General features: G+C 64.8%; 19 protein-coding genes. 10 read left to right on the top strand and 9 right to left on the bottom strand.

Annotated features, from left to right (window positions below; all coding sequences use genetic code 11):
• Nucleotides 1–116 precede the first annotated feature (116 nt).
• Nucleotides 117–1,748, top strand: coding sequence for an alpha-amylase family glycosyl hydrolase (locus ACZ9IL_RS15780; protein WP_476004338.1), 1,632 nt, complete (start codon nt 117–119; stop codon nt 1,746–1,748).
• 66 nt (nt 1,749–1,814) lie between these two features.
• Here the strand turns inward: ACZ9IL_RS15780 and ACZ9IL_RS15775 are convergent, their stop codons facing one another.
• The gene (locus tag ACZ9IL_RS15775) at nt 1,815–2,339 is read right to left on the bottom strand and encodes an MgtC/SapB family protein (protein WP_476004337.1); all 525 of its coding nucleotides are present in this window, start codon (nt 2,337–2,339) and stop codon (nt 1,815–1,817) included.
• A gap of 24 nt (nt 2,340–2,363) precedes the next feature.
• Nucleotides 2,364–3,806 (bottom strand): RimK family protein, encoded by a 1,443-nt coding sequence (locus ACZ9IL_RS15770; protein ID WP_476004336.1) that lies wholly within the window; start codon nt 3,804–3,806, stop codon nt 2,364–2,366.
• Between the two features lie 186 nt (nt 3,807–3,992).
• On the opposite strand from ACZ9IL_RS15770, the gene ACZ9IL_RS15765 reads away from it, so the two are divergent.
• The 3 genes from ACZ9IL_RS15765 to ACZ9IL_RS15755 are packed head-to-tail and all read left to right on the top strand — an operon-like array spanning nt 3,993 to nt 5,506.
• Nucleotides 3,993–4,466 (top strand): GNAT family N-acetyltransferase, encoded by a 474-nt coding sequence (locus tag ACZ9IL_RS15765; RefSeq protein ID WP_476004335.1) that lies wholly within the window; start codon nt 3,993–3,995, stop codon nt 4,464–4,466.
• Entirely contained in the window at nt 4,463–4,702 is a 240-nt protein-coding gene (locus ACZ9IL_RS15760; protein ID WP_476004334.1) for a DUF3624 family protein, read from the top strand. Before ACZ9IL_RS15765 ends, ACZ9IL_RS15760 begins: the two co-directional genes overlap by 4 nt.
• 57 nt (nt 4,703–4,759) lie before the next feature.
• Nucleotides 4,760–5,506 carry an SDR family oxidoreductase gene (locus ACZ9IL_RS15755; protein ID WP_476004333.1) on the top strand — a complete coding sequence of 249 codons (747 nt, stop codon included), beginning with the start codon at nt 4,760–4,762 and terminating at the stop codon, nt 5,504–5,506.
• A 61-nt stretch (nt 5,507–5,567) separates the two neighbouring features.
• Here ACZ9IL_RS15755 and ACZ9IL_RS15750 read toward each other — a convergent pair whose 3' ends face one another.
• Nucleotides 5,568–7,040 (bottom strand): C69 family dipeptidase, encoded by a 1,473-nt coding sequence (locus ACZ9IL_RS15750; protein ID WP_476004332.1) that lies wholly within the window; start codon nt 7,038–7,040, stop codon nt 5,568–5,570.
• A gap of 401 nt (nt 7,041–7,441) precedes the next feature.
• Here ACZ9IL_RS15750 and ACZ9IL_RS15745 point away from each other — a divergent pair, with 401 nt between their 5' ends.
• On the top strand, nt 7,442–7,876 hold the full coding sequence (locus ACZ9IL_RS15745) for a hypothetical protein (protein WP_476004331.1): 435 nt from the start codon (nt 7,442–7,444) through the stop codon (nt 7,874–7,876).
• A gap of 239 nt (nt 7,877–8,115) precedes the next feature.
• Here the strand turns inward: ACZ9IL_RS15745 and ACZ9IL_RS15740 are convergent, their stop codons facing one another.
• On the bottom strand, nt 8,116–8,700 hold the full coding sequence (locus ACZ9IL_RS15740; protein WP_476004330.1) for a hypothetical protein: 585 nt from the start codon (nt 8,698–8,700) through the stop codon (nt 8,116–8,118).
• A 224-nt stretch (nt 8,701–8,924) separates the two neighbouring features.
• On the opposite strand from ACZ9IL_RS15740, the gene ACZ9IL_RS15735 reads away from it, so the two are divergent.
• Nucleotides 8,925–10,100, top strand: a complete 1,176-nt coding sequence (locus tag ACZ9IL_RS15735; RefSeq protein ID WP_476004329.1) for an iron-containing alcohol dehydrogenase — start codon at nt 8,925–8,927, stop codon at nt 10,098–10,100.
• Nucleotides 10,101–10,170: 70 nt separating this feature from the next.
• On the opposite strand, the gene ACZ9IL_RS15730 is transcribed toward ACZ9IL_RS15735, so the two are convergent.
• The 3 genes from ACZ9IL_RS15730 to ACZ9IL_RS15720 all read right to left on the bottom strand — a co-directional run bounded on the left by ACZ9IL_RS15730 (nt 10,171) and on the right by ACZ9IL_RS15720 (nt 12,505).
• Nucleotides 10,171–10,797, bottom strand: coding sequence for a glutathione S-transferase family protein (locus tag ACZ9IL_RS15730; protein WP_476004328.1), 627 nt, complete (start codon nt 10,795–10,797; stop codon nt 10,171–10,173).
• Between the two features lie 110 nt (nt 10,798–10,907).
• Complete coding sequence (locus tag ACZ9IL_RS15725; protein ID WP_476004327.1) at nt 10,908–12,176, bottom strand: O-acetylhomoserine aminocarboxypropyltransferase/cysteine synthase family protein; 1,269 nt, start codon at nt 12,174–12,176, stop codon at nt 10,908–10,910.
• A 152-nt stretch (nt 12,177–12,328) separates the two neighbouring features.
• Nucleotides 12,329–12,505, bottom strand: a complete 177-nt coding sequence (locus tag ACZ9IL_RS15720; protein ID WP_476004326.1) for a hypothetical protein — start codon at nt 12,503–12,505, stop codon at nt 12,329–12,331.
• Between the two features lie 100 nt (nt 12,506–12,605).
• Between ACZ9IL_RS15720 and sgrR the strand changes: the two genes are divergently transcribed.
• The 3 genes from sgrR to ACZ9IL_RS15705 are packed head-to-tail and all read left to right on the top strand — an operon-like array spanning nt 12,606 to nt 15,532.
• Nucleotides 12,606–14,345 (top strand): HTH-type transcriptional regulator SgrR, encoded by a 1,740-nt coding sequence (gene sgrR, locus ACZ9IL_RS15715; RefSeq protein ID WP_476004325.1) that lies wholly within the window; start codon nt 12,606–12,608, stop codon nt 14,343–14,345.
• 50 nt (nt 14,346–14,395) lie between these two features.
• Nucleotides 14,396–14,791 carry an acyl-CoA thioesterase gene (locus tag ACZ9IL_RS15710; protein ID WP_042642977.1) on the top strand — a complete coding sequence of 132 codons (396 nt, stop codon included), beginning with the start codon at nt 14,396–14,398 and terminating at the stop codon, nt 14,789–14,791.
• A 42-nt stretch (nt 14,792–14,833) separates the two neighbouring features.
• Entirely contained in the window at nt 14,834–15,532 is a 699-nt protein-coding gene (locus ACZ9IL_RS15705) for a hypothetical protein (protein WP_042642979.1), read from the top strand.
• A 42-nt stretch (nt 15,533–15,574) separates the two neighbouring features.
• Here ACZ9IL_RS15705 and ACZ9IL_RS15700 read toward each other — a convergent pair whose 3' ends face one another.
• Both ACZ9IL_RS15700 and ACZ9IL_RS15695 read right to left on the bottom strand, forming a co-directional pair.
• Nucleotides 15,575–16,327: a lipase secretion chaperone gene (locus tag ACZ9IL_RS15700; RefSeq protein WP_476004324.1), complete on the bottom strand. Its 753-nt coding sequence runs from the start codon at nt 16,325–16,327 to the stop codon at nt 15,575–15,577.
• Nucleotides 16,324–17,235, bottom strand: coding sequence for a lipase family alpha/beta hydrolase (locus ACZ9IL_RS15695; RefSeq protein ID WP_476004323.1), 912 nt, complete (start codon nt 17,233–17,235; stop codon nt 16,324–16,326). Before ACZ9IL_RS15695 ends, ACZ9IL_RS15700 begins: the two co-directional genes overlap by 4 nt.
• Before the next feature lie 278 nt (nt 17,236–17,513).
• Here ACZ9IL_RS15695 and ACZ9IL_RS15690 point away from each other — a divergent pair, with 278 nt between their 5' ends.
• Nucleotides 17,514–17,939, top strand: coding sequence for a tetratricopeptide repeat protein (locus ACZ9IL_RS15690; protein ID WP_476005366.1), 426 nt, complete (start codon nt 17,514–17,516; stop codon nt 17,937–17,939).
• Nucleotide 17,940 lies beyond the last annotated feature (1 nt).

The following is a 17,940-nucleotide window of genomic DNA, read 5'->3' as shown; positions in this document are numbered from 1 at the left end:
GGCTAACTCACTGAGCCAGATAACGTTTTCAGTCACAGACCCGTTTTTTCCCGCTGGTTATCATGACCCCAGTAAGGCGCACCCTGCGCCTGTACCTCCACAGCGGGAAGATAACAATGAAACAGGGAACGTTGCGCTATGGTGGCCTGCTCGGGGCTGCCTTGTTCTTGTCGGCCTGCGGCAGCGGGGGCGGTGGATCCAGTGGTGAGACCGAGCCGCCGGTGGTCAATCCGCCGATCACTCAGCCCCCCGTGACGGCGGCCAGCCGCGCCTGCTACGGTGCCGATCAGCCCGCTTGCAACCTGAGAACCTATCAGCTGATGGTGGAGTCCTTCGTCGACGGAGACGGCGCCGCCAACTACGGCGTCGGCTACGGCCCCTCCCAGCACAACGGCGATCTGCAGGGGATCATCGCCAGCCTGGACCACATCAAGAGCCTCAACGTCAACGCCATCTGGCTGACCCCGGTGTTCGACTCCTGCGCCGGCCAGGCCGGGGACGACAGGCTGGATGCCACCGGCTACTTCGCCTGTGACTTCTTCAACGTCGACCCCAACTTCGGCAGCAACGCCCAACTCAAGACCCTGGTGGACGAGGCACACAAGCGCGGCCTCTACGTCTTCCTCGACGGGGTGTTCGGCCACGTCAACAAGGTGGGGGTCAGCAAGCCCTCGCCAGAGGGACGGCTGCCCGCCCTCAAGAGCGGCGGCGCCGGTTACCCCGGCCAGCTGGTGGACTACGGCAAACCCGAGAGTCTGGCCTACTTCAAGGAGGTGGCGCGCTACTGGGTCGAGCAGTACGGCATAGACGGCTGGCGGCTGGATCAGGCCTATCAGCTCGGGCTGAACGAGTGGCGCGCCATCCGCGCCGAGGTCGAGAAGGCCAGCGCGGCGCGCAAGGCGGCGGGTCAGCAGTGGGGTACCCTCGGCTACCTGGTGGGGGAAGTGTGGAAGGGGGCGGACGAGATCCGCAATGAGGCCTATGGCCCGAGCGACAATCCGGCGCTGCCCTCGGCATTCGACTTCCCGCTGCGCTACGGCCTGATGCAGGCGCTGGCGGTGGAGGAATCCGGCAAGGGCGGGCAAGGTGCCAGCGTGCTCGATGCCAGCTGGAACAAGGTGGAAAATTACCCCAACCACGCCATGCCGAACCTGATGCTGGGCAACCACGATCTGGTGCGCTTCGGCGATCTGGTTCAGCGCGGCAACTTCAACCCGGCGGACTACTGGCAGCGCCACAAGGCGGCCTTCAGCTTCCTGGCGGCCCGCTCCGGCCCCATCACCCTCTATTACGGTGAGGAGTTCGGCGATGAGGTGCCGGGTTTTGCCAAGCAGGTGACCGATAACTGCGCGGCCCAGGGATTGTGCGACGATCACGTGGCCCGCAGCGACGGCAAGGTGCCGGGCGTCACCGGTTTCGTGGCGAGCAGCGAGCAGGCGGAGCTCAAGCAGTGGCTGAGCCAGCTGCTGGGGCTGCGGGCCAAGCATCCTGCCCTCTATCAGGGGGAGCGGGTCAAGCTGGTGGCCGACGGCAGCATCTACGGCGACATCAAGCAGACGGCGGCGGAGCAGATAGTCTACCTGCTCAACGTCTCCACCACCCCCCAGAGCTATGCCCTGCCGGTTGGCAAGTTGCGCAGCGGCAGTGCCCTGCTGGATCTGCAAAGCGGCGAGAGCCTGGCCATCGGCGGTGGCACTGTGACGGTGGACTTGCCACCCCTGAGCGGGCGCTTCCTGCTGTTGCAGTGACAGGGTGGACAGGACACAAAAAAGGGCTCCATGACGGAGCCCTTTTTCATGGCAGGTTGCGAGCCATTATTTCTCGATACCGCTGCCCAGCTCATCCCGCTGAGAGGTGGCCGTGCCGCCGCTGCGCCAGTGCTCCAGCCGGTCGTGCACGCCGCGGCGCAGGCTCTTGAAGCTGGTCTCCAGATAGTCCACCCCCACCAGAATGGCCAGGGTGACGCCGGTGATCAGCAGCGCCTGGTGCAGCATGCCCATGCCGATGAGGGCGCCGAGGGCGGCCAGCATCCAGATGGTGGCCGCCGAGGTGACCCCCAGCACGTGGCCATCCCGGGTCATCATGACCCCGGCGCCGAGAAAGCCGACCCCGGTGATGAGTTGACCCAGCACCCGCGCCTGATCCGCGCTCTCGGGGCTGACCGCTGCCCCGATGGCGAGAAAGCAGTAAGTCCCAAGGATGATGAGGGAGGAGGTGCGGATGCCAACCGGCTTGCCGCGCAGTTGGCGCTCCAGTCCCACCAGGGTGCCACACACCAGACAGACCAGGATATTCTCCCAGCCAAGGGGCGCTATGTCCCACCACTGCGTCGTCATCATATCCACCTCTGCTCTTGCTGTTTGTTATCCTGCCGCGCTCTGCCCCCGGTTCTCCAGCCGTTGCCGGAAGGCCCTGGCCAGGCGCTCGTAGAGGTCCTTTGCCTCCCTGTCTTCAATATCGCCACGTATCCAGGGATTGTCGATGATTTCCAGCAGCACGCAGCCCTGTCCCTGCTGGCGCAAGTCTACCCCGAACAGGCCGTTGCCGAGCTGATGGACGGCGCGGCGGGCGGTCTGCAGCACCCGCTCCGGCACCTCGTTCAGGGGTAGCGCCTCGATGCGGCTCATGTCGAGGGGATGCTTGCGGCGGCGGATGCGGTTGCCGGGCTCCGGGCGGAAGCGGCGGCAGGCGAACAGCGGCGAGCCGTCGAGAAAGCCGATGCGCCAGTCAAATTCGGCGGGGATCCGGCTCTGGACCAGCAGCAGGGCGGAGCGGCCCAGTCCTTCGTCCAGCAGGCGGGCGAGCTGCTGCTCGTCGCCGGCCATGGCCAGATCCCGGCCCTGGGCGCCGTCGGGCACCTTCACCATCAGCGGCAGGCCGAGCCGTTGCACCAGCTCTCCCACCTGGTGGCGGCCACGGCGGGTCACCACCATGGTCGGTGGCATGGGCACCCCGCTGCGCACCATCAGCTCATACAGATAGAGCTTGTTGCTGCAGGCGAGGATGGCGCGGGAGCTGTCGATCACCGGCATCTTGAGCTGCTCGGCACGGCGGGCGAACTCGAAGGTGTAGTGGCCGACCGCGGTCTCGGCCCGCAACCAGAGGCTGTCGAACTCCGGTAACCGCTCGATGGCGGAGGGCGCCAGGATCTCGGCCTGGATCCCCTGGGCGGCGGCGGCCTCGATGAAGCGCGCCAGCGCCAGGGCATCGCTGCTGGCGCGGCCGTCATCGGGATCCACCAGGATGGCGAGCTGATAGAGCGGGGCGGCCTGCTCCTCGTCCCCCGCGCCGACCAGCGCCTGGGCGTGTTGCAGCATCAGCTCCCGCTCGCGCGGGCTCAGATCCTGCGGGGAGAGGCTCTGCTGCCGGCGCACCGACCAGCCGTGACGGCCCCGTTTCAGAGTCAGCTCCTGCAGCGGCAGCTGGCTCAGGCCGTAGTAGTAGCGGGCTAGCCCCGCCAGCTCGTTCTGCTCGCACTGGCCGAAGATGGCGCGCACCCGGATCCTGTCCTCGCTCTGGCGGGTCAGCCAGCCCTGCAGCTTGCGCCACAGCTTGGCGGGGGGCTGCTGGGGTTGCAGCACGCTGATGGCCTGCAATCCCGGCAGGCAGTGGTGGCTGCGGGCCTGGGCCAGCAGGGAGCAGTAATAACCGGCGCTCAGGTGCTCCAGCGAGCGGCAGAGGTTGATGATGCGGGGGCGGCCCCCCGTGGTGGGCAGGCCGTGCTGTAGATAGGTGCGGGCGGTCAGCAGATAATCGGCATGGCAGGGCCAGTCGCCCGGCTCTTCGACGATGACATAGGTACTCATTATTTTCGGCTCCACGGATCGAACTGCCAGAACGGCAGTATCCCCAGTGGGCTTCGATGCACCGACAAGCACGACAATGGCGCGAGGGGAAACAAGAGGTTACAGTGCCTAATATTCTGCCTTGGTAACCTGTGATACAAGTCGCATTTCTGGTGCTGAGGATAAATAACCGAACGAGGAGACCCTGTGTTGACCGTGCGCACGGCCCGAGCCGATGATGTGGGCGCCATCGTCAGGCTGGAACGCTACTGTTTTCCCCCCGAGGTCGCCTTCGGCCGCAGCCGCTGGCACTATCTGCTGAATCAGGCAAAGGGTCGCACCCTGTTGCTGCAAGACGACAAGGAACAGCTGCTGGGCTATCTGTGCGTACTGGAGCACAGGGGCTGGGATCGACTGGTGATCCAGACCCTCGCCATCCGCTGGACGGTGCGCCGGCAGGGCTGGGCCCGCCGCCTGCTGGAGCAGGTCATTTCGGAGGGCAGGGCGGCCGGCTGGGGCGCCATCCGGCTCGAGGTGGCCGACGCCAACACCGAGGCCCTCGCGCTCTATCAGGGGCTGGGGTTTTGTGTCCGGCTCAGGTTGCCCGACTACTACGGGCCGGGGCAGCATGCGCACCGGCTGGTGTTGCCGCTGGCCGACGGCGCAGCAGGCGCGCCATGAGCTGCGACGACTGCCTCGCCAGCGCCATCAAGGCCAGGCTCGGTCGCTGCCCCGTCTGCGCCGCCCAGACCCTGCTCATCGGGGGGCTCGGCTGGCTGCTCTGGTGGTGGGCGGGCGCGGATGCCTCGGTCAATGCCCTCACCGGCCTGCTGTTCGCCCTCGCAGGCTCAGGCCTGTTTGCGCTGCACCTGCTGATCTTCATCCGGCGCAGGATGATGCCGGGGTATCATGAGTGAATGCATTCAATTTCAACAAGATAGATAACAATGGCGAATTAGATAATGGAGGTTCAGATGATAGCAATGGTAACGGGCGCCTCGTCCGGCTTCGGTGAGGCCATCAGCCGCCTGCTGGTGGGCGCAGGCTACAGGGTGATAGGCACGGGTCGGCGCGCCGAGCGGTTGGCGGCCCTGGCCGAGGAGCTGGGCGCCGGCTTCCTGCCGCTGGTGTTCGACGTGCAGGACAAGGCCGCCACCAGGGCTGCCATCGCTGGCCTGCCCGCTGCCTGGCAAGAGGTGGATCTGCTGGTCAACAACGCCGGCCTGGCGCTCGGGCTCGAACCCGCCCACAAGGCGGATCTGGAGGACTGGGAGCAGATGATCGCCACCAACGTCAGCGGCCTGACCCTGCTCACCCGCCTGCTGTTGCCGGGCATGGTGGCACGTAATCGCGGCCACGTGATCAACATCGGCTCCATCGCCGGCACCTATCCCTACCCGGGCGGCAACGTCTACGGCGCCACCAAGGCGTTCGTGAAGCAGTTCAGCCTGAATCTGCGGGCCGATCTGGCGGGCAGCGCGGTGCGCGTCACCAACGTTGAGCCGGGCCTGTGCGGCGGCACCGAGTTCTCCAACGTGCGCTTCCACGGGGACGACGCCAAGGCGGCCACCGTCTATCAGGGGGTGCAGGCGATCCAGCCGGAAGACATCGCCAATACCGTGCTCTGGGTCAGCCAGCAGCCCGCCCATGTCAACATCAACAGCATCGAGATCATGCCGGTGGCCCAGACCTTCGGCCCGCTCAACATCAGCCGTCGCTGAGTTCGGCGCCCTGCCGAAACGAGAAGAGGCACCCCGGGGTGCCTCTTGGTTTTGGTGAGCCCTACAGGCTCATGATCTTCTTGAACTCCTCTTCCGAGTATTTCTTCTCGGTGCTCTTGGTGAGATCCGTCATCAGCTTGTAGCGCAGCTCTTTCGCCAGCTGATAGTTCTGCTCCAGCTGGCCGTAGGAGTAGTCGGCCGCCAGTTGCAGCGCCGTGGCCTTGTCGCTGGCATAGGTCTGCTTGAGGGTCTTGTCCAGCACCGCCACCTCCTTGTAGAACTTCTCGCTCTGCTTGCCCCAGACCCCGCGCAGCAGCGGCAGGTACTTGCCCGGGTTGGTATTGGCGAGCGCGGTCAGACTGCGGAACTGCCAGTAGGCGGAGTCGTCGGAATAGGTGTCGCTGCCGCTGCGATAGGGCAGGGGGTAGGTTTCCAGGCTGGGGTAGAGCGGCACCATCACCGACTCGGCCAGCACGCCGTAACTCTGCCAGATGAGGCCCTGCAGCTCCTTGGGCATCTCCTTGCGCAGCTGGATGATGTGGGACTCGAGCTGCCTGTCGATGCGGATCGGTCGCTCCGCCTTGTCTGCCAGCGCCGTGCCCTCATAGGTGGCGCTCAGCAACTTGGTCACGTCCGGCACGGCGATGGGGGCGTCCGGCTTCATGAACAGCGGATACTGCGCCTGGCGGGTGGGCTGCTTGTGGGAGGCGCTGAGCAGTTGCTGGCCGAGCCACTCCCGGTCCACGTTGTAAGGATCGGCGATGATCCCGAACGCCTTGGCGAAGTTGAAGTCCCTGGGATCGGCGTTATCCAGCAACTTGTGCTCGCGCACGAACTCCAGCAGCTTGGGGGAGTGCAGCACAGCGGTGTCGTCCAGGTTCACCCCGTGGATACGCAGGCCGTTGGCGACCATGGCGTAGCTGTCGTCCGGCACCCGCACCGCTATCCAGTGGTGGCCAGAGCCTATCTCCATCAGCCAGGCCTCGTTCACATCCGCCAGGTAGAGGCTGTTGCCCTCCCCGGCGCCATGGGTCTCCACATAGTGGCCGAGCAGCTCGACCCCCTCTTTCGCGCTCTTGGCCTGGGGCAGGATCAGGGTCGGGATGATGGCCTCTATGACCCCTTTTTCGATCAGCGGATCGGCCTTCTGGGCCCGCTCGTTGACCTCGGCACTGGTGGTGGCGGAGAGGGCGACGTTGTATTCGTTGATGCCGCGCTCCTCGTAATACTTGCCGGCCGGATCGCTGGTGGTGGCATCCCAGTCACGGATGGCGGAGTAGGCGAGGAAGGCCTTGGGCATGGGCACCTCCAGGCCATTGCCCAGTTTCCAACTCTTGCCCTCGTTCTGCCGGGCCGGGTGGAAGGCGAGGTACTTGTTCCAGTTGTTGATGCCGAAGTCTTCGTTTCTGGCGATCATGATGCTGCCATCCGCGCTGGCGCCCTTGCCGACGATGAGGCCGGTGCAGGCATCGGCACTGGTGCCAAGCAGGCTGAGCAGGGTGGCGGAGAGGAGACTCAAGGTATGTTTTTTCATTATCGTGCCTGACGTTTCGAAGTGAGTGTGAGTCAGGGGAGGGGATGAGAGGCGGATTGCCACAGGCCGGATACGGCAATGAATCTATGCCGGTGAATTGGTCTGCATGTTATTGATATTTCAAACATATCACCCACAATACTGCTTCCTGACCAGATTGTGCGCTGGCATGGTATGCCTCTGTGGTTGTTTATTTTGTGATCTACCGTTCATTCCTGTTTTTAGTTCGGTAAAAGAATGGATAGCTGGTGGCATCTGTGGTTGTTGGCTATGACGGCAGAATAATGAGAGCCAATACGTCCTTGTTCGGCCCTGACAAGTTGGCCTGCTACTTGCTGAGGCCTTGCCATGGCGGGGAGTGCGTCCCCGGATACCGGTTCGGCCGGCAGCTTGGAGTCCCCATGGATATCAAACCCTACACCCAGCAACTCGCCCAGAGTGCATCCCATAGCCGCGCCCTGGCCACCCTCGGCGGCGACGACAGCCAGCAGAGCGGCGGCTGGGATCAGCAGGTCAGCCTCTCCAGCCAGGTGTTGACCGGCAAGGCGCAACAGGTGCTGACCTACGAGCATCTGGCCAAGAGCGGCAAGAGCGCGTCCCTGACCGGCAGTGCCAATAATCCGCTGGTGCAGCAGCTGGTGGACAAGGCGCTCGGCTTCGATCGCAAGAAATTTGACGATCTCGAGAGTCAGATCAAGGGAGTCGCCGACAACCCGGGGCTCTCGACCGAGCAGCGGGAGCAGCAGACCAAGGAACTGACCGAGCAGCGCGACGCCCTGCTCAAGGCGGCCATGGACAAGCTCACCGGCAAGTCGTCAGCACAGCAGAGTGCCTGATTTTGGTGACTCAAACGGCAAGCTTTGGTGCCGGCAGGCAAGGGCTTGCCTGAGAACCTGTTCACGATCTGTCACGAGAGATCGCCAGCAAGCCCATCAATGAGGATTCCGAGCAGCACATGAGCCTTGATCACGGCCTCGCAGCAAGATCGTGAACAGGTTCTGAGGGCGAACGGAGATGAACAAGGGAGGGCCGAGGCCACTCCCTTTGGTGCAGAGGGTGAAGAGGAGAGAGGCCGTTATTTGGTCTCCGGCACTATCCCTATGCCGATGGCCGTGGTCTGGACGGCCTTGATCTGATCCCCCTTGGCGATCAGGGCGAACTGGGCCGGATCTTGCACCTTGAGGGTGAGGGTCTTGTCCACGCCCTTGACCCTGATGCTCTGCTGCGCCTTGTCGACGTCGATGACGTCTGCATAGATGGTCACCTGCATACCGGCCCCGGCACCGGGCTGATCGCCCGCGGCGGCCTTGGTCCCCTCGACCTCCACCACCCGTTTCCTGATCCCGGCGGTGCCCTTGAGCAGCTCCAGGTCCAGCAACTGCAGGTAGCGCAGCGCGACTTGATCCCCCACCTTGAGGCTCTGGAGATTGGTCACCTCATCGCCGGCCACCAGATCGAAGCTCTGGCCCTCGGTATTCTTCAGGCTGACCTTGCGGGTCGCGGTGTCGATGGCGGTGATGGTCGCCTTGGCGGTGACCTCTTCCGCCAGGCTGGCCTGGCCGGGGGTGATCGCCACGTTGGTGGCCACCTCGGCGGCCTGCACCATGGCAGTGGAGGAGAGGCTGAGCAAGCCGGCAATCCAAGCGTGTTTCAGTTTCATAATTGAGATCCTGTGACTGGGAGATGGAACCTCGTCAAGAGGCGCCCTGATGACGAAACGGTGGTAGCGCCATGATGATGGGGAGGGGCTTGGTCCCCCCTTCCCTGTGACACCATAGCAAAGTCATCCCCGACTGCCTCATGCCAGATGAGCGACCCTCCCCATTTTGGTAGCCCGCTCCCGTTTTTTGACCTCGCCCGCGGCTGGGCGCACAATCCCTCTGCATGCATTCAACCGAGGGCTCTGCCGTGTACAACTTCCAATATGCCAACCCCACCCGTATCTGTTTCGGCGAAGGCCAGATAGCCAGCCTGCCGGAGCTTGTCCCGAGCGGCAGTCGCCTGCTGGTGCTCTATGGCGGTGGCAGCATCAAGACAAACGGGGTCTATCAGCAGTTATGTGATGCCTTGACTGGCCTGGATTGGCAGGAGTTCTCCGGCATCGGCGCCAACCCCCAGTACAGCCAGCTGATGGAGGCGGTCGAGCTGGTGAAACGCGAGCGCATCGACTTTCTGCTGGCGGTCGGCGGCGGCTCAGTGGTGGATGGCACCAAGTTCGTGGCCGCGGCGGCCTGCTTCGAGGGGGAGGACCCCTGGGACATGCTCTTGCACAAGGCGCCGGTCAAGGCGGCCCTGCCGCTCGGCTGTGTGCTGACCCTGCCTGCCACCGGTTCGGAGAGCAATCCCGCCGCCGTGGTGAGCCGGGGGGATGCCAAGCTCTCCTTCATGAGCCCCCAGGTGCTGCCGCAGTTTGCGGTGCTGGATCCCACCACCACCTACAGCCTGCCGACGCGTCAGATTGGCAACGGGGTGGTGGATGCCTTCGTCCACATCACCGAGCAGTACCTCACCTTCCCGGTCGGCGGCGAGGTGCAGGATCGGCTGGCGGAGGGCTTGCTGCAGGTACTGGTGGACAACGGCCCCAGGGCGCTGAAGGATCCCACCAACTATCAGGTGCGTGCCAACCTGATGTGGGCCGCCAGCCTGGCACTCAACGGCCTCATCGGGCGCGGCGTGCCCCAGGACTGGTCCACCCACGCCATCGGCCATCAGCTGACCGCCCTCTATGGGCTGGATCATGCCCAGAGCCTGGCGGTGGTGCTGCCCTCCTTGCTGCGGGAGCAGGCGGCCCAGAAGCAGGAGAAGCTGGCCCAGTTTGCCGAGCGGGTCTGGCATTCCAACCGGGAAGACAGGGCGTTGCGCATCGAGGAGGCGATCATCCGCACCGAGCAGTTCTTCCAGCAGATGGGGGTAGGCACCCGTCTCGTCGACTATGGCCTGACGGAGAGCAGCATCCCGGCGATCTGTTCCAACCTCAAGCGCTTCGGTCTGACCGCGCTCGGGGAGCAGCAGGATATCGATCCGGACAAGGTGGCGCGGATCCTCTCCCACGCGCTGTGATTTTCAGGATCTGACCTGAACACCAAAGAAAACGCCCCGAATTCGGGGCGTTTTGTATTCCAGGGTTCGATCAGGCGCTCTGATCCAGCTCGCGCTCCAGTGCGGCCGCCTTCTGGCGGGCCGGATGCGTGTTGAGCCGTTGCCAGTAGGCCTGCAGGTGCGGGAACTGGGCCAGCTGGCCGCTCTGGGCCAGCAGATCCACCAGGAAGGAGTTCATGATGTCGGCGCCGGAGAGGCGCTCTCCCACCAGATAGTGGCGAGTGCTCAGGACCGTATTTAGATAGCCGAGCACCTTGGCACACTCCGCCTTGGCATAGTCCGGCAGGAAGCGCATGGGGCTGCCGTCCTTGCGCACGAACATGTCCAGCAGCAGCGGCAAGATGCCGGAGCTCTCGGCGAAGTGCAGCCACTGCAGGTAGTCGGCGTAGTCGGGATCGTCCTGGGCCGGGGCTAGCCGATCCGGGGCATGGCGGGCGATCAGGTACTCGGTGATGGCACCAGACTCCGCCAGCACGCGCCCGTCGTATTCGATGACGGGGGACTTGCCGAGGGGGTGGATGGCCTTGAGCTCGGGGGGCGCCAGAAAAGTCGCGGCGTCGCGCTGGTAGGCCTGGATCCGGTAGGGCAGCCCCAGCTCTTCGAGCAGCCAGATGATGCGTTGGGAGCGGGACTTGTTCAGGTGGTGCAGGATTATCATGGGAACCTCGATTCGATGGCGGGAGGCGATGATACGCGCCGGCGCGGCCAGGGGTTCATCGGCCCGGAAAAAAAGAGAGCAGGCAGATGCCCGCTCTTCTATTTGCTGACTCAGGCCTCCAGCGCCTGATCCAGATCCGCCAGAATGTCCTCGATGGCTTCGATCCCCACCGACAACCGGATCATCTCGGGTTTCACCCCGGCCTTGGCCTGCTCCTCCTCGCTCAGCTGGCGATGGGTGGTGGAGGCGGGGTGGCAGGCCAGTGACTTGGCGTCGCCTATGTTGACCAGCCGCTTGAAGATCTTCAGGGCGTCGTAGAAGCGCACCCCGGCCTCATAGCCCTCCTTGAGCCCGAACGAGAGGATGGCGGAGGGGCGGCCGCCCATGTACTGCTCCGCCAGCGGATAGTGGGGATGGCCGGGCAGGCCGGCATAGCTGACCCATTCCACCTTGGGGTGCTGTTTGAGGTGATGGGCGACCCGCAGGGCGTTGTCCACGTGGCGCTCCATGCGCAGGCTCAGGGTCTCCAGCCCCTGCAGCAGCAGGAAGGCGTTCATGGGGGCCAACGCCGCCCCTGTATTGCGCAGGGGCACAGTACGCACCCGGCCGATAAAGGCCGCAGGGCCGAAGGCCTCGGTGTAGACCACCCCGTGGTAGGAAGGCTCCGGGCTGGTGAGCTGGGGGAAGCGCGCGGGGTGATCCGCCCAGGGGAACTTGCCCGAGTCGACGATGACGCCGCCGAGGGAGTTGCCGTGGCCCCCCACGTACTTGGTGAGGCTGTGCACGACGATGTCGGCGCCGTGCTCTATGGGTTTGCACAGCACAGGGGTGGCGACCGTGTTGTCGACGATGAGAGGCACGCCCCGGGCGTGAGCCACTTTAGCGAAGGCGGCCAGATCGACGATGTTGCCCGCCGGATTGCCGATGCTCTCGCAGTAGACCGCCTTGGTCTTGTCGTCGATGAGGGCGGCGATGGCCTCGGCGCTGTCATCCTTGGCGAAGCGCACCTCGACCCCGAAGCTCGGCAGCATGTGGGCGAACAGGGTGTAGGTGCCGCCATAGAGCTGGGGGGTGGAGACGATGTTGTCACCGGCGGCGGTCAACGCCTGGATGGCATAGGTGATGGCGGCGGAGCCCGCCGACACCACCAGTCCGGCGATGCCCCCTTCCAGCACGGCGAGCCGTTGCTCCAGCACGTCGTTGGTGGGGTTCATGATGCGGGTGTAGATGTTGCCGGGCACCGCCAGGTTGAACAGATCCGCCCCGTGCTGGGCGCTGTCGAACTCGTAGGCCACCGTCTGATAGATGGGCACGGCCACCGCCTTGGTGGTGGGGTCGCTGGAAAAGCCGTGGTGCAGGGCCAGGGTCGCATCTTTCATCACACTCTCCTTGTTGGATGTCGTTCGTTGCCGTTGTTATAGATGGATAGACGTCCAATCTATCAGGCCCTCGCCCGTTGTAAACAGCCAGATCCGGCAAAGCAATCTCAATTGCCCCCGCGTCTCTGGGGAGTGCGTCGCGCCGGCCGCCGTCAGAGGCGGCGGCGATACTCCTTGTCGTCGATCTGGTTCATGTCCCACTGCATCAGGCGGTTGAGCTGGCTCATGGGATCCTCGATCGACGGCAGCGGACGGGGCAGGATCCGCTGGAAGTAACGACGCAGGGTTTGCTGGATCCGGATCGGTTTGGGGGAAGATGCTTGGCTCATGATGGTGCTCCTGTGAGGTTGTGCTCATGTTCGGCAACAGTATTGAGCTAAAATGAGGAAGTAAAAACTGACGACTTCTCTATCAAGGATTTCCTCTTTTATGCCGACCGGTCGCCTCCATCAGCAATTTCAACGACTCGCCCAGCAGCTGGGTGCCGACGAGCGGGAGATCAGCCTCGCCGAGGTGGCCGAGCTGCTGTGCTGCACCCCGCGCAACGCCCGTCTGCTGCTGCGCCGGATGCAGGATCAGGGCTGGCTCAGCTGGTCCGCCGAGGCGGGACGGGGGCGCCGCTCCCGACTGACCCTGCTCGACAACCAGGAGAACCTGACCCGACGCCGGCTGCGGGATCTGCTGCAACAGGGGCTGCTCACCCAGGCGGTGCGGGTGGCGGAGGACCGGCTGGATCTGCTCACCCCGCTGCTCATCGAGCAGCTCGGTCAGGCCACCCGGGAGGGGCGCCAGATCCTGCGGGTGCCCTACTACCGCCCGCTGCCCCGACTGCTGCCCACCGATCCCCTGCGCCGCTCCGAGGTACACCTGAGCCGCCAGATCTTCAACGGCCTGACCCGACGAAATGAGGAAAATGGGGAAATCGAGGGGGATCTCGCCCACCACTGGGAGCGGCTCGGCCCCTGTCACTGGCGCTTCTATCTGCGGCCAGCGGTGCGCTTCCACCATGGCCGCGAGCTGGCGGTGGAGGACGTGATGGAGAGCCTGCTGGCCCTGCGGGAACGGCCGCTGTTCGCCCATCTGGTCCGGCTGGAGAGCCCCTGGCCACGAACCCTGGACCTGCATCTCGACAGCCCGGATCCCTGGCTGCTCCACCTGCTGGCCGAACCGGTGGCGGCCGTGTTGCCGAGGGAGCTGAAGGGGGAGCCGGGCTTTGCCCTGCAACCCGTGGGCACCGGCCCCTACCGGGTGACCACCAACGATCCCCTGCACCTGTGCCTCAGTGCGTTCGACGACTACTTCGGCCTGCGCGCCCTGCTCGACGAGATCGACATCTGGATGCTGCCGGAGCTGGCGGAGCGGCTGGAGAGCCACCTGCAGCTCGGCCACGACAACCCCGAGCTTGGCACCATGCGCGGCGAGTCCGAGCTCGAGTCCGGCTGCTACTTCCTGCTGCAGGACGACAGATCCCCCGCCTTGCAGGATCCGGCCCTGCGCCAGTGGCTGGCGACCCTGCTCAACCCCATCGCCCTGATGGCGCGGGTCGCCCCCGAGCTGCAACGGGGCTGGACCAGCGCCCTTGGCCTGCTGCCCCACTGGCGTGAACCCCTGTCGGCCCCGCAGCCGGGCCCCGTGCAGTTGCCGGAGCGGCTGGTGCTCGCCTGCTTCAACCAGCATCTGGAGTTCAATGAATGCGCCGGTGCCATGGCCAGCCTGCTGGCCGAACAGGGCATAGCGCTGGAGGTGCGCTCTCTGGATTACGGCCGCTGGGTGAGCGGGGCCGACGAGGACGTGGATCTCTGGCTAGGCACCCTCAACCTCGAGCACGAGCAGGCCTTCGCCCCCTACGCCTGGCTGCTGGGCACCCCTCTGTTGCAGCGGGTCTGGGGCCGTCAGCCGGCCCTGTGGCAGGGATTGACGCAGTGGCGCGCCAGCGGCGCCGAGCCGGGACCGCGCGCCTTGCTGGCCGAGGTGCAGCGTCAGCACTGGTTTGTGCCGCTGTTTCACCACTGGCTGGAGCTGGAGAGCCGGGTCGGGGTGCATGGGGTGCGGATGACGGCCCTCGGCTGGTTCGATTTTCGCAGCGCCTGGCTAAAACCCGAGCAGGGGACCCAAGCGCCGGAAAGCGGAGCTCGCTCTCACCCGGACGCCGGGACGCTTGAGTCGTAGCGGTTGGCGCGCTAGCCTGTGCGCGGTCCCACGACAAGGAGTCGATTGCCATGCTGGAAATGCAGATCCAACCCCGTTTTCAAGAGACAGATGCCCTCGGCCACATCAACAACACAGTGCCGGCGGTCTGGTTCGAATCGGCCCGGGATCCCCTGTTTCGCCTCTTCTCCCCCGAGCTGGATGTGCATGACTGGCGCCTGATCATCGCGGGCTATGGGGTGCAGTTCAAACGGGAGCTGTTCTATGGCCAGCCGGTGACCATCAAGACGGGGGTGCGTCGCATCGGCTCCAGCTCCTTCACCCTCTGGCAGGAGGCCTGGCAGGGCGGCGAGCTGGCCGTCACCGCCGAGACGACCCTGATCCATTTCAACTATCAGACTCGCCAGTCCCGACCCCTCGACGAGCACCACAGGGAGGGATTGAAGGTGTGGCTGATAGAGAGTTGATAGAAAGTTAACCCTGGCCTCCGGGCCCACCACAGGACAACTATGCGCAATACCCTGATCGCTCTGACGCTGGGACTCTGCTCCCTGCCTTCCCTGGCCGCCTCCCTGGCCGAGCAATTCACCCTGATGGAGAAGGGGGCCGAGGGGGCCCTCGACACCCGGCTGTTCAGCCACGACGGGGTGGACATCAAGGCCTGGATCGACGGCAAGCCCGTCATCATCGCCGTGCCCATCATGAACGAGCAGGGCAAGCTGGAGGGGGAGAGCCGCTACTACTTCAAGGGTGGCCAGCTGTTCGGGGTGAAGGAGCCAGCGGCCCAGTTCGCCTTCGACGACAAGGGCAGCCTGACTCAGTGGCTGGACGACAAGGGCCAGCCGGCCGAGTTTGTCAGCAAGATGAGCATGCAGCAGCGCCAGGAGTGGCTCACCAAGCGGGCCGCCGAGCTGAGCCAGCTGTTCGTGCCGAGCCAGGCGGAGCAGAAGGCCGCCAAGGGCGTCAAGTTGAAGGGGGCCGAGCTGACCCAGTGGCTGTGCAGCGGCAAGCTGATGACCCTGGCCAAGGGCGACAAGGTGCAGGTCGAGCCACCGAAGATCAAGGTGAGCGAGCAGGGGCTGGAGGGGGAAGTTTCCCTGCGCCAGGACCAGGGCTGGCAGGATCTCTGCCTCAAGTGCGAGGTGCAGGGCACCCAGGTGACCCGGCTCACCTGGCAGCCGCTGCCGGGCGCCAACAAGCCGCAATGAGCCGGCACGAGATGAAAAAAAGGGGCCGACTTGGCCCCTTTTTTATGGGATGTCACCGAGTTTTAGACGGGTCAGGGCCTCGACCCTTCGCCATTGCTCTGGTTGGAACCAGTGCGCCAGAATTTCCTGCTGCTGGACGGCCCTGTCATCGACGGAAAGCGGGGTCAGCTCCCCTAGATAGCCCGCCAGCTGCCGGTCGAACGCCTGCCGGCTCTGATCCAGCTGATGCAGGCGATCCACCGCCTCCTGTCCCACTTTCTCCTGCAGCACGGCATCCCGCTCGGCCGGTGTCAGCCGATCCAGAGTTTGCAACTCCCCCAGCAGCTGGCTGTTGGTCTCGGCCTCCCTGAACCATTGAGGTTGCTCCGCCAGCCAGAGCTCGAGCTCTGTGGCCAGCCCCTGTTTGTCGGCCTCGCTCGCCTCGGCCAGCGCCTTGCGGCGCAGGGTCCATTGCTCCATCAGCCTGTCCTCGGCAAACAGCTGCTCCTGCTCGGCCGGGGTGAAGCGCCGCTGGCGCAACTGCTCGCGCTCATCGAACAGCTGCTGCAGGCTGGCGAGGCCGGGATCCGTCGGCACCCTCAGGCCGCCCTCGGCCTTGAGAAAGCTCTGGTAGCGGGCCATCAGCTCGTCGCCTTCCCCTGTCTCTCCCTGCTCCAGGCGCTGGGCCAGCTGGTGGCGCAGCGCGCCATGCTCGGGGGCGGCCTCCAGGGAGGACTCGGATGTGGGCCAGAGCGCGAAAGCCCCCAGCAGCAGGGCCGGGCACAGCAGCGCCAGTATCAGCACGCCCCTGCTCATAGCCCCAGCCCCTGCAAGCGGTTGGCGTGCTGGCGGTAGAGGGTCAGGGGATCGGTGTCAAACAGATGGTGGATGCCGAAGGACTGGTTCACCTCGTCCAGGTGGTTCATCCGGTAGCCGGTGCCGATCACCTTGCCGAGGTGGCTGCTGCACACCCCCACCAGGCCGTCGTTGGGTTCGCTGAAGAAAGTGCCGGTGAGGGCCAGCGCCGGATCCACCGGATCCAGGATGTTGGTCATGTTGCCGCGCCCGCTCCAGGAGAAGTAATAGACGCCGTTGGCGGCCTGCAGCGGCCCCTCGCCGCAGTAGCGGCTTGGCAACCCTTCCGGGTAGTGCTGGTTGAAGCGCTGGGCGCCGGCGCTGGTGAGGGCATCGAGAGAGGCGAGGGGATCCTGCGGCAGGCTGCCGCCACCGGAGAGCAGGGAGATGACGCCGGACAGGGCCGAGGCCGCCGCCACCGCGAGCCGCTCGGTCACAGAGCCGGGCTTGACGTTGGCGCGCACCAGATCCGCTATCTCGGATCCCTGGTTGACCCCGCCCACGCTGGTGGCGGAGGCGACCAGCTCGGGAGCGACCGAGGCCACGTAACGAATGGTGGGGCCGCCATGGGAGTGACCGATGAGGTTCACCTTCTCGGCCCCGGTGATGGCGAGCACCTGCTGTACCTGCTTGAGCAGCTGTTCACCGCGCAGCTCGGAACTCTGGGTGGCGGAGACCTGGGCCACGTAGACGCGGGCGCCGTCCCGGGTCAGGGCCTGGGGGATGCCGTAGAAGTAATCGACCCCGAGCAACTTGTCGAAGCCAAAGAGCCCGTGTACCAGCACTATGGGGTAACGGGTCTGGGTATAGCCTGCCGCCTGAGTCAATATGGGCAGGGCGCACAACAGCATCAACAGCCATCTCTTCATTGTCATCATCCTTGTGTCCAAGGCTGCCGACGGGCAGCCACCGGCGTCATGCCAGTCCCATCAGCATGGTATCCGCACTCGAATGTATCTGTGGTGGCGATCACTAAACCGGCCATCCCGATAAAACACTGCCCATATGGGCAGAGGCCCGGATTTGAACTATCCCTTGTGTTCGTCACCCAGATAAGTTAAATAATAATTATTATCATTTGGGTGTTATAGCCATGACAGCAAGCTGGGTGAAAGGGTGGGTCGGTGCCACCGAGACGGACAACAGCATGGTGCACTGGAAGCAGCAGACCCTCTGCGGCAACCGTCACTTCGATGCCGGCGAATATGCCAAGGCCCTCGACTGTTACCAGCAGGCGCTCTGGCTGGCCCGCCAGCAGTTCTCCTTCTGGCAGGATGCGGATGAAGCGGTGGCGGCACTGGTGGTGGCGCACCACAACCTGGCGGATCTGCTGGTGGCCATGACGCTGCCGGACAGGGCCGCCGACATACTGTGCCACGTGCATGACTGCCTGCTCGCCACCAGCCAGTCCCCCGCCTGCTCCGACTCGCTGCGCGCCTCCGCCTCGCGCCATAGCCACAACACCCGGACCGAGCTGCTCGCCTTCGTGCGCAAGCACGGCACCCACGACGGTATTCAACGCTGCCTCGGCCAATGCCTGTGCCAGGCCGAGCCCGCCCCCCGACTGCATTGAT

The organism is Aeromonas sp. TECH754 (assembly GCF_056279295.1).
Note: the sequence above shows the minus strand (reverse complement) of the source record. Positions and strands in the feature narration are given on the sequence as shown.

What these genes read in the sequence shown, in the direction of transcription:
- ACZ9IL_RS15705 (WP_042642979.1), top strand. Translation starts at nt 14,834, where the DNA reads ATGCGCAATACCCTGATCGCTCTGACGCTGGGACTCTGCTCCCTGCCT.
- ACZ9IL_RS15725 (WP_476004327.1), bottom strand. Translation starts at nt 12,176, where the DNA reads ATGAAAGATGCGACCCTGGCCCTGCACCACGGCTTTTCCAGCGACCCC.
- ACZ9IL_RS15780 (WP_476004338.1), top strand. Translation starts at nt 117, where the DNA reads ATGAAACAGGGAACGTTGCGCTATGGTGGCCTGCTCGGGGCTGCCTTG.
- ACZ9IL_RS15720 (WP_476004326.1), bottom strand. Translation starts at nt 12,505, where the DNA reads ATGAGCCAAGCATCTTCCCCCAAACCGATCCGGATCCAGCAAACCCTG.
- ACZ9IL_RS15735 (WP_476004329.1), top strand. Translation starts at nt 8,925, where the DNA reads ATGCATTCAACCGAGGGCTCTGCCGTGTACAACTTCCAATATGCCAAC.
- ACZ9IL_RS15775 (WP_476004337.1), bottom strand. Translation starts at nt 2,339, where the DNA reads ATGATGACGACGCAGTGGTGGGACATAGCGCCCCTTGGCTGGGAGAAT.
- ACZ9IL_RS15730 (WP_476004328.1), bottom strand. Translation starts at nt 10,797, where the DNA reads ATGATAATCCTGCACCACCTGAACAAGTCCCGCTCCCAACGCATCATC.
- ACZ9IL_RS15690 (WP_476005366.1), top strand. Translation starts at nt 17,514, where the DNA reads ATGGTGCACTGGAAGCAGCAGACCCTCTGCGGCAACCGTCACTTCGAT.
- ACZ9IL_RS15760 (WP_476004334.1), top strand. Translation starts at nt 4,463, where the DNA reads ATGAGCTGCGACGACTGCCTCGCCAGCGCCATCAAGGCCAGGCTCGGT.
- ACZ9IL_RS15770 (WP_476004336.1), bottom strand. Translation starts at nt 3,806, where the DNA reads ATGAGTACCTATGTCATCGTCGAAGAGCCGGGCGACTGGCCCTGCCAT.
- ACZ9IL_RS15740 (WP_476004330.1), bottom strand. Translation starts at nt 8,700, where the DNA reads ATGAAACTGAAACACGCTTGGATTGCCGGCTTGCTCAGCCTCTCCTCC.
- ACZ9IL_RS15750 (WP_476004332.1), bottom strand. Translation starts at nt 7,040, where the DNA reads ATGAAAAAACATACCTTGAGTCTCCTCTCCGCCACCCTGCTCAGCCTG.
- ACZ9IL_RS15745 (WP_476004331.1), top strand. Translation starts at nt 7,442, where the DNA reads ATGGATATCAAACCCTACACCCAGCAACTCGCCCAGAGTGCATCCCAT.
- ACZ9IL_RS15700 (WP_476004324.1), bottom strand. Translation starts at nt 16,327, where the DNA reads ATGAGCAGGGGCGTGCTGATACTGGCGCTGCTGTGCCCGGCCCTGCTG.
- ACZ9IL_RS15755 (WP_476004333.1), top strand. Translation starts at nt 4,760, where the DNA reads ATGATAGCAATGGTAACGGGCGCCTCGTCCGGCTTCGGTGAGGCCATC.
- ACZ9IL_RS15695 (WP_476004323.1), bottom strand. Translation starts at nt 17,235, where the DNA reads ATGAAGAGATGGCTGTTGATGCTGTTGTGCGCCCTGCCCATATTGACT.
- ACZ9IL_RS15710 (WP_042642977.1), top strand. Translation starts at nt 14,396, where the DNA reads ATGCTGGAAATGCAGATCCAACCCCGTTTTCAAGAGACAGATGCCCTC.
- sgrR (WP_476004325.1), top strand. Translation starts at nt 12,606, where the DNA reads ATGCCGACCGGTCGCCTCCATCAGCAATTTCAACGACTCGCCCAGCAG.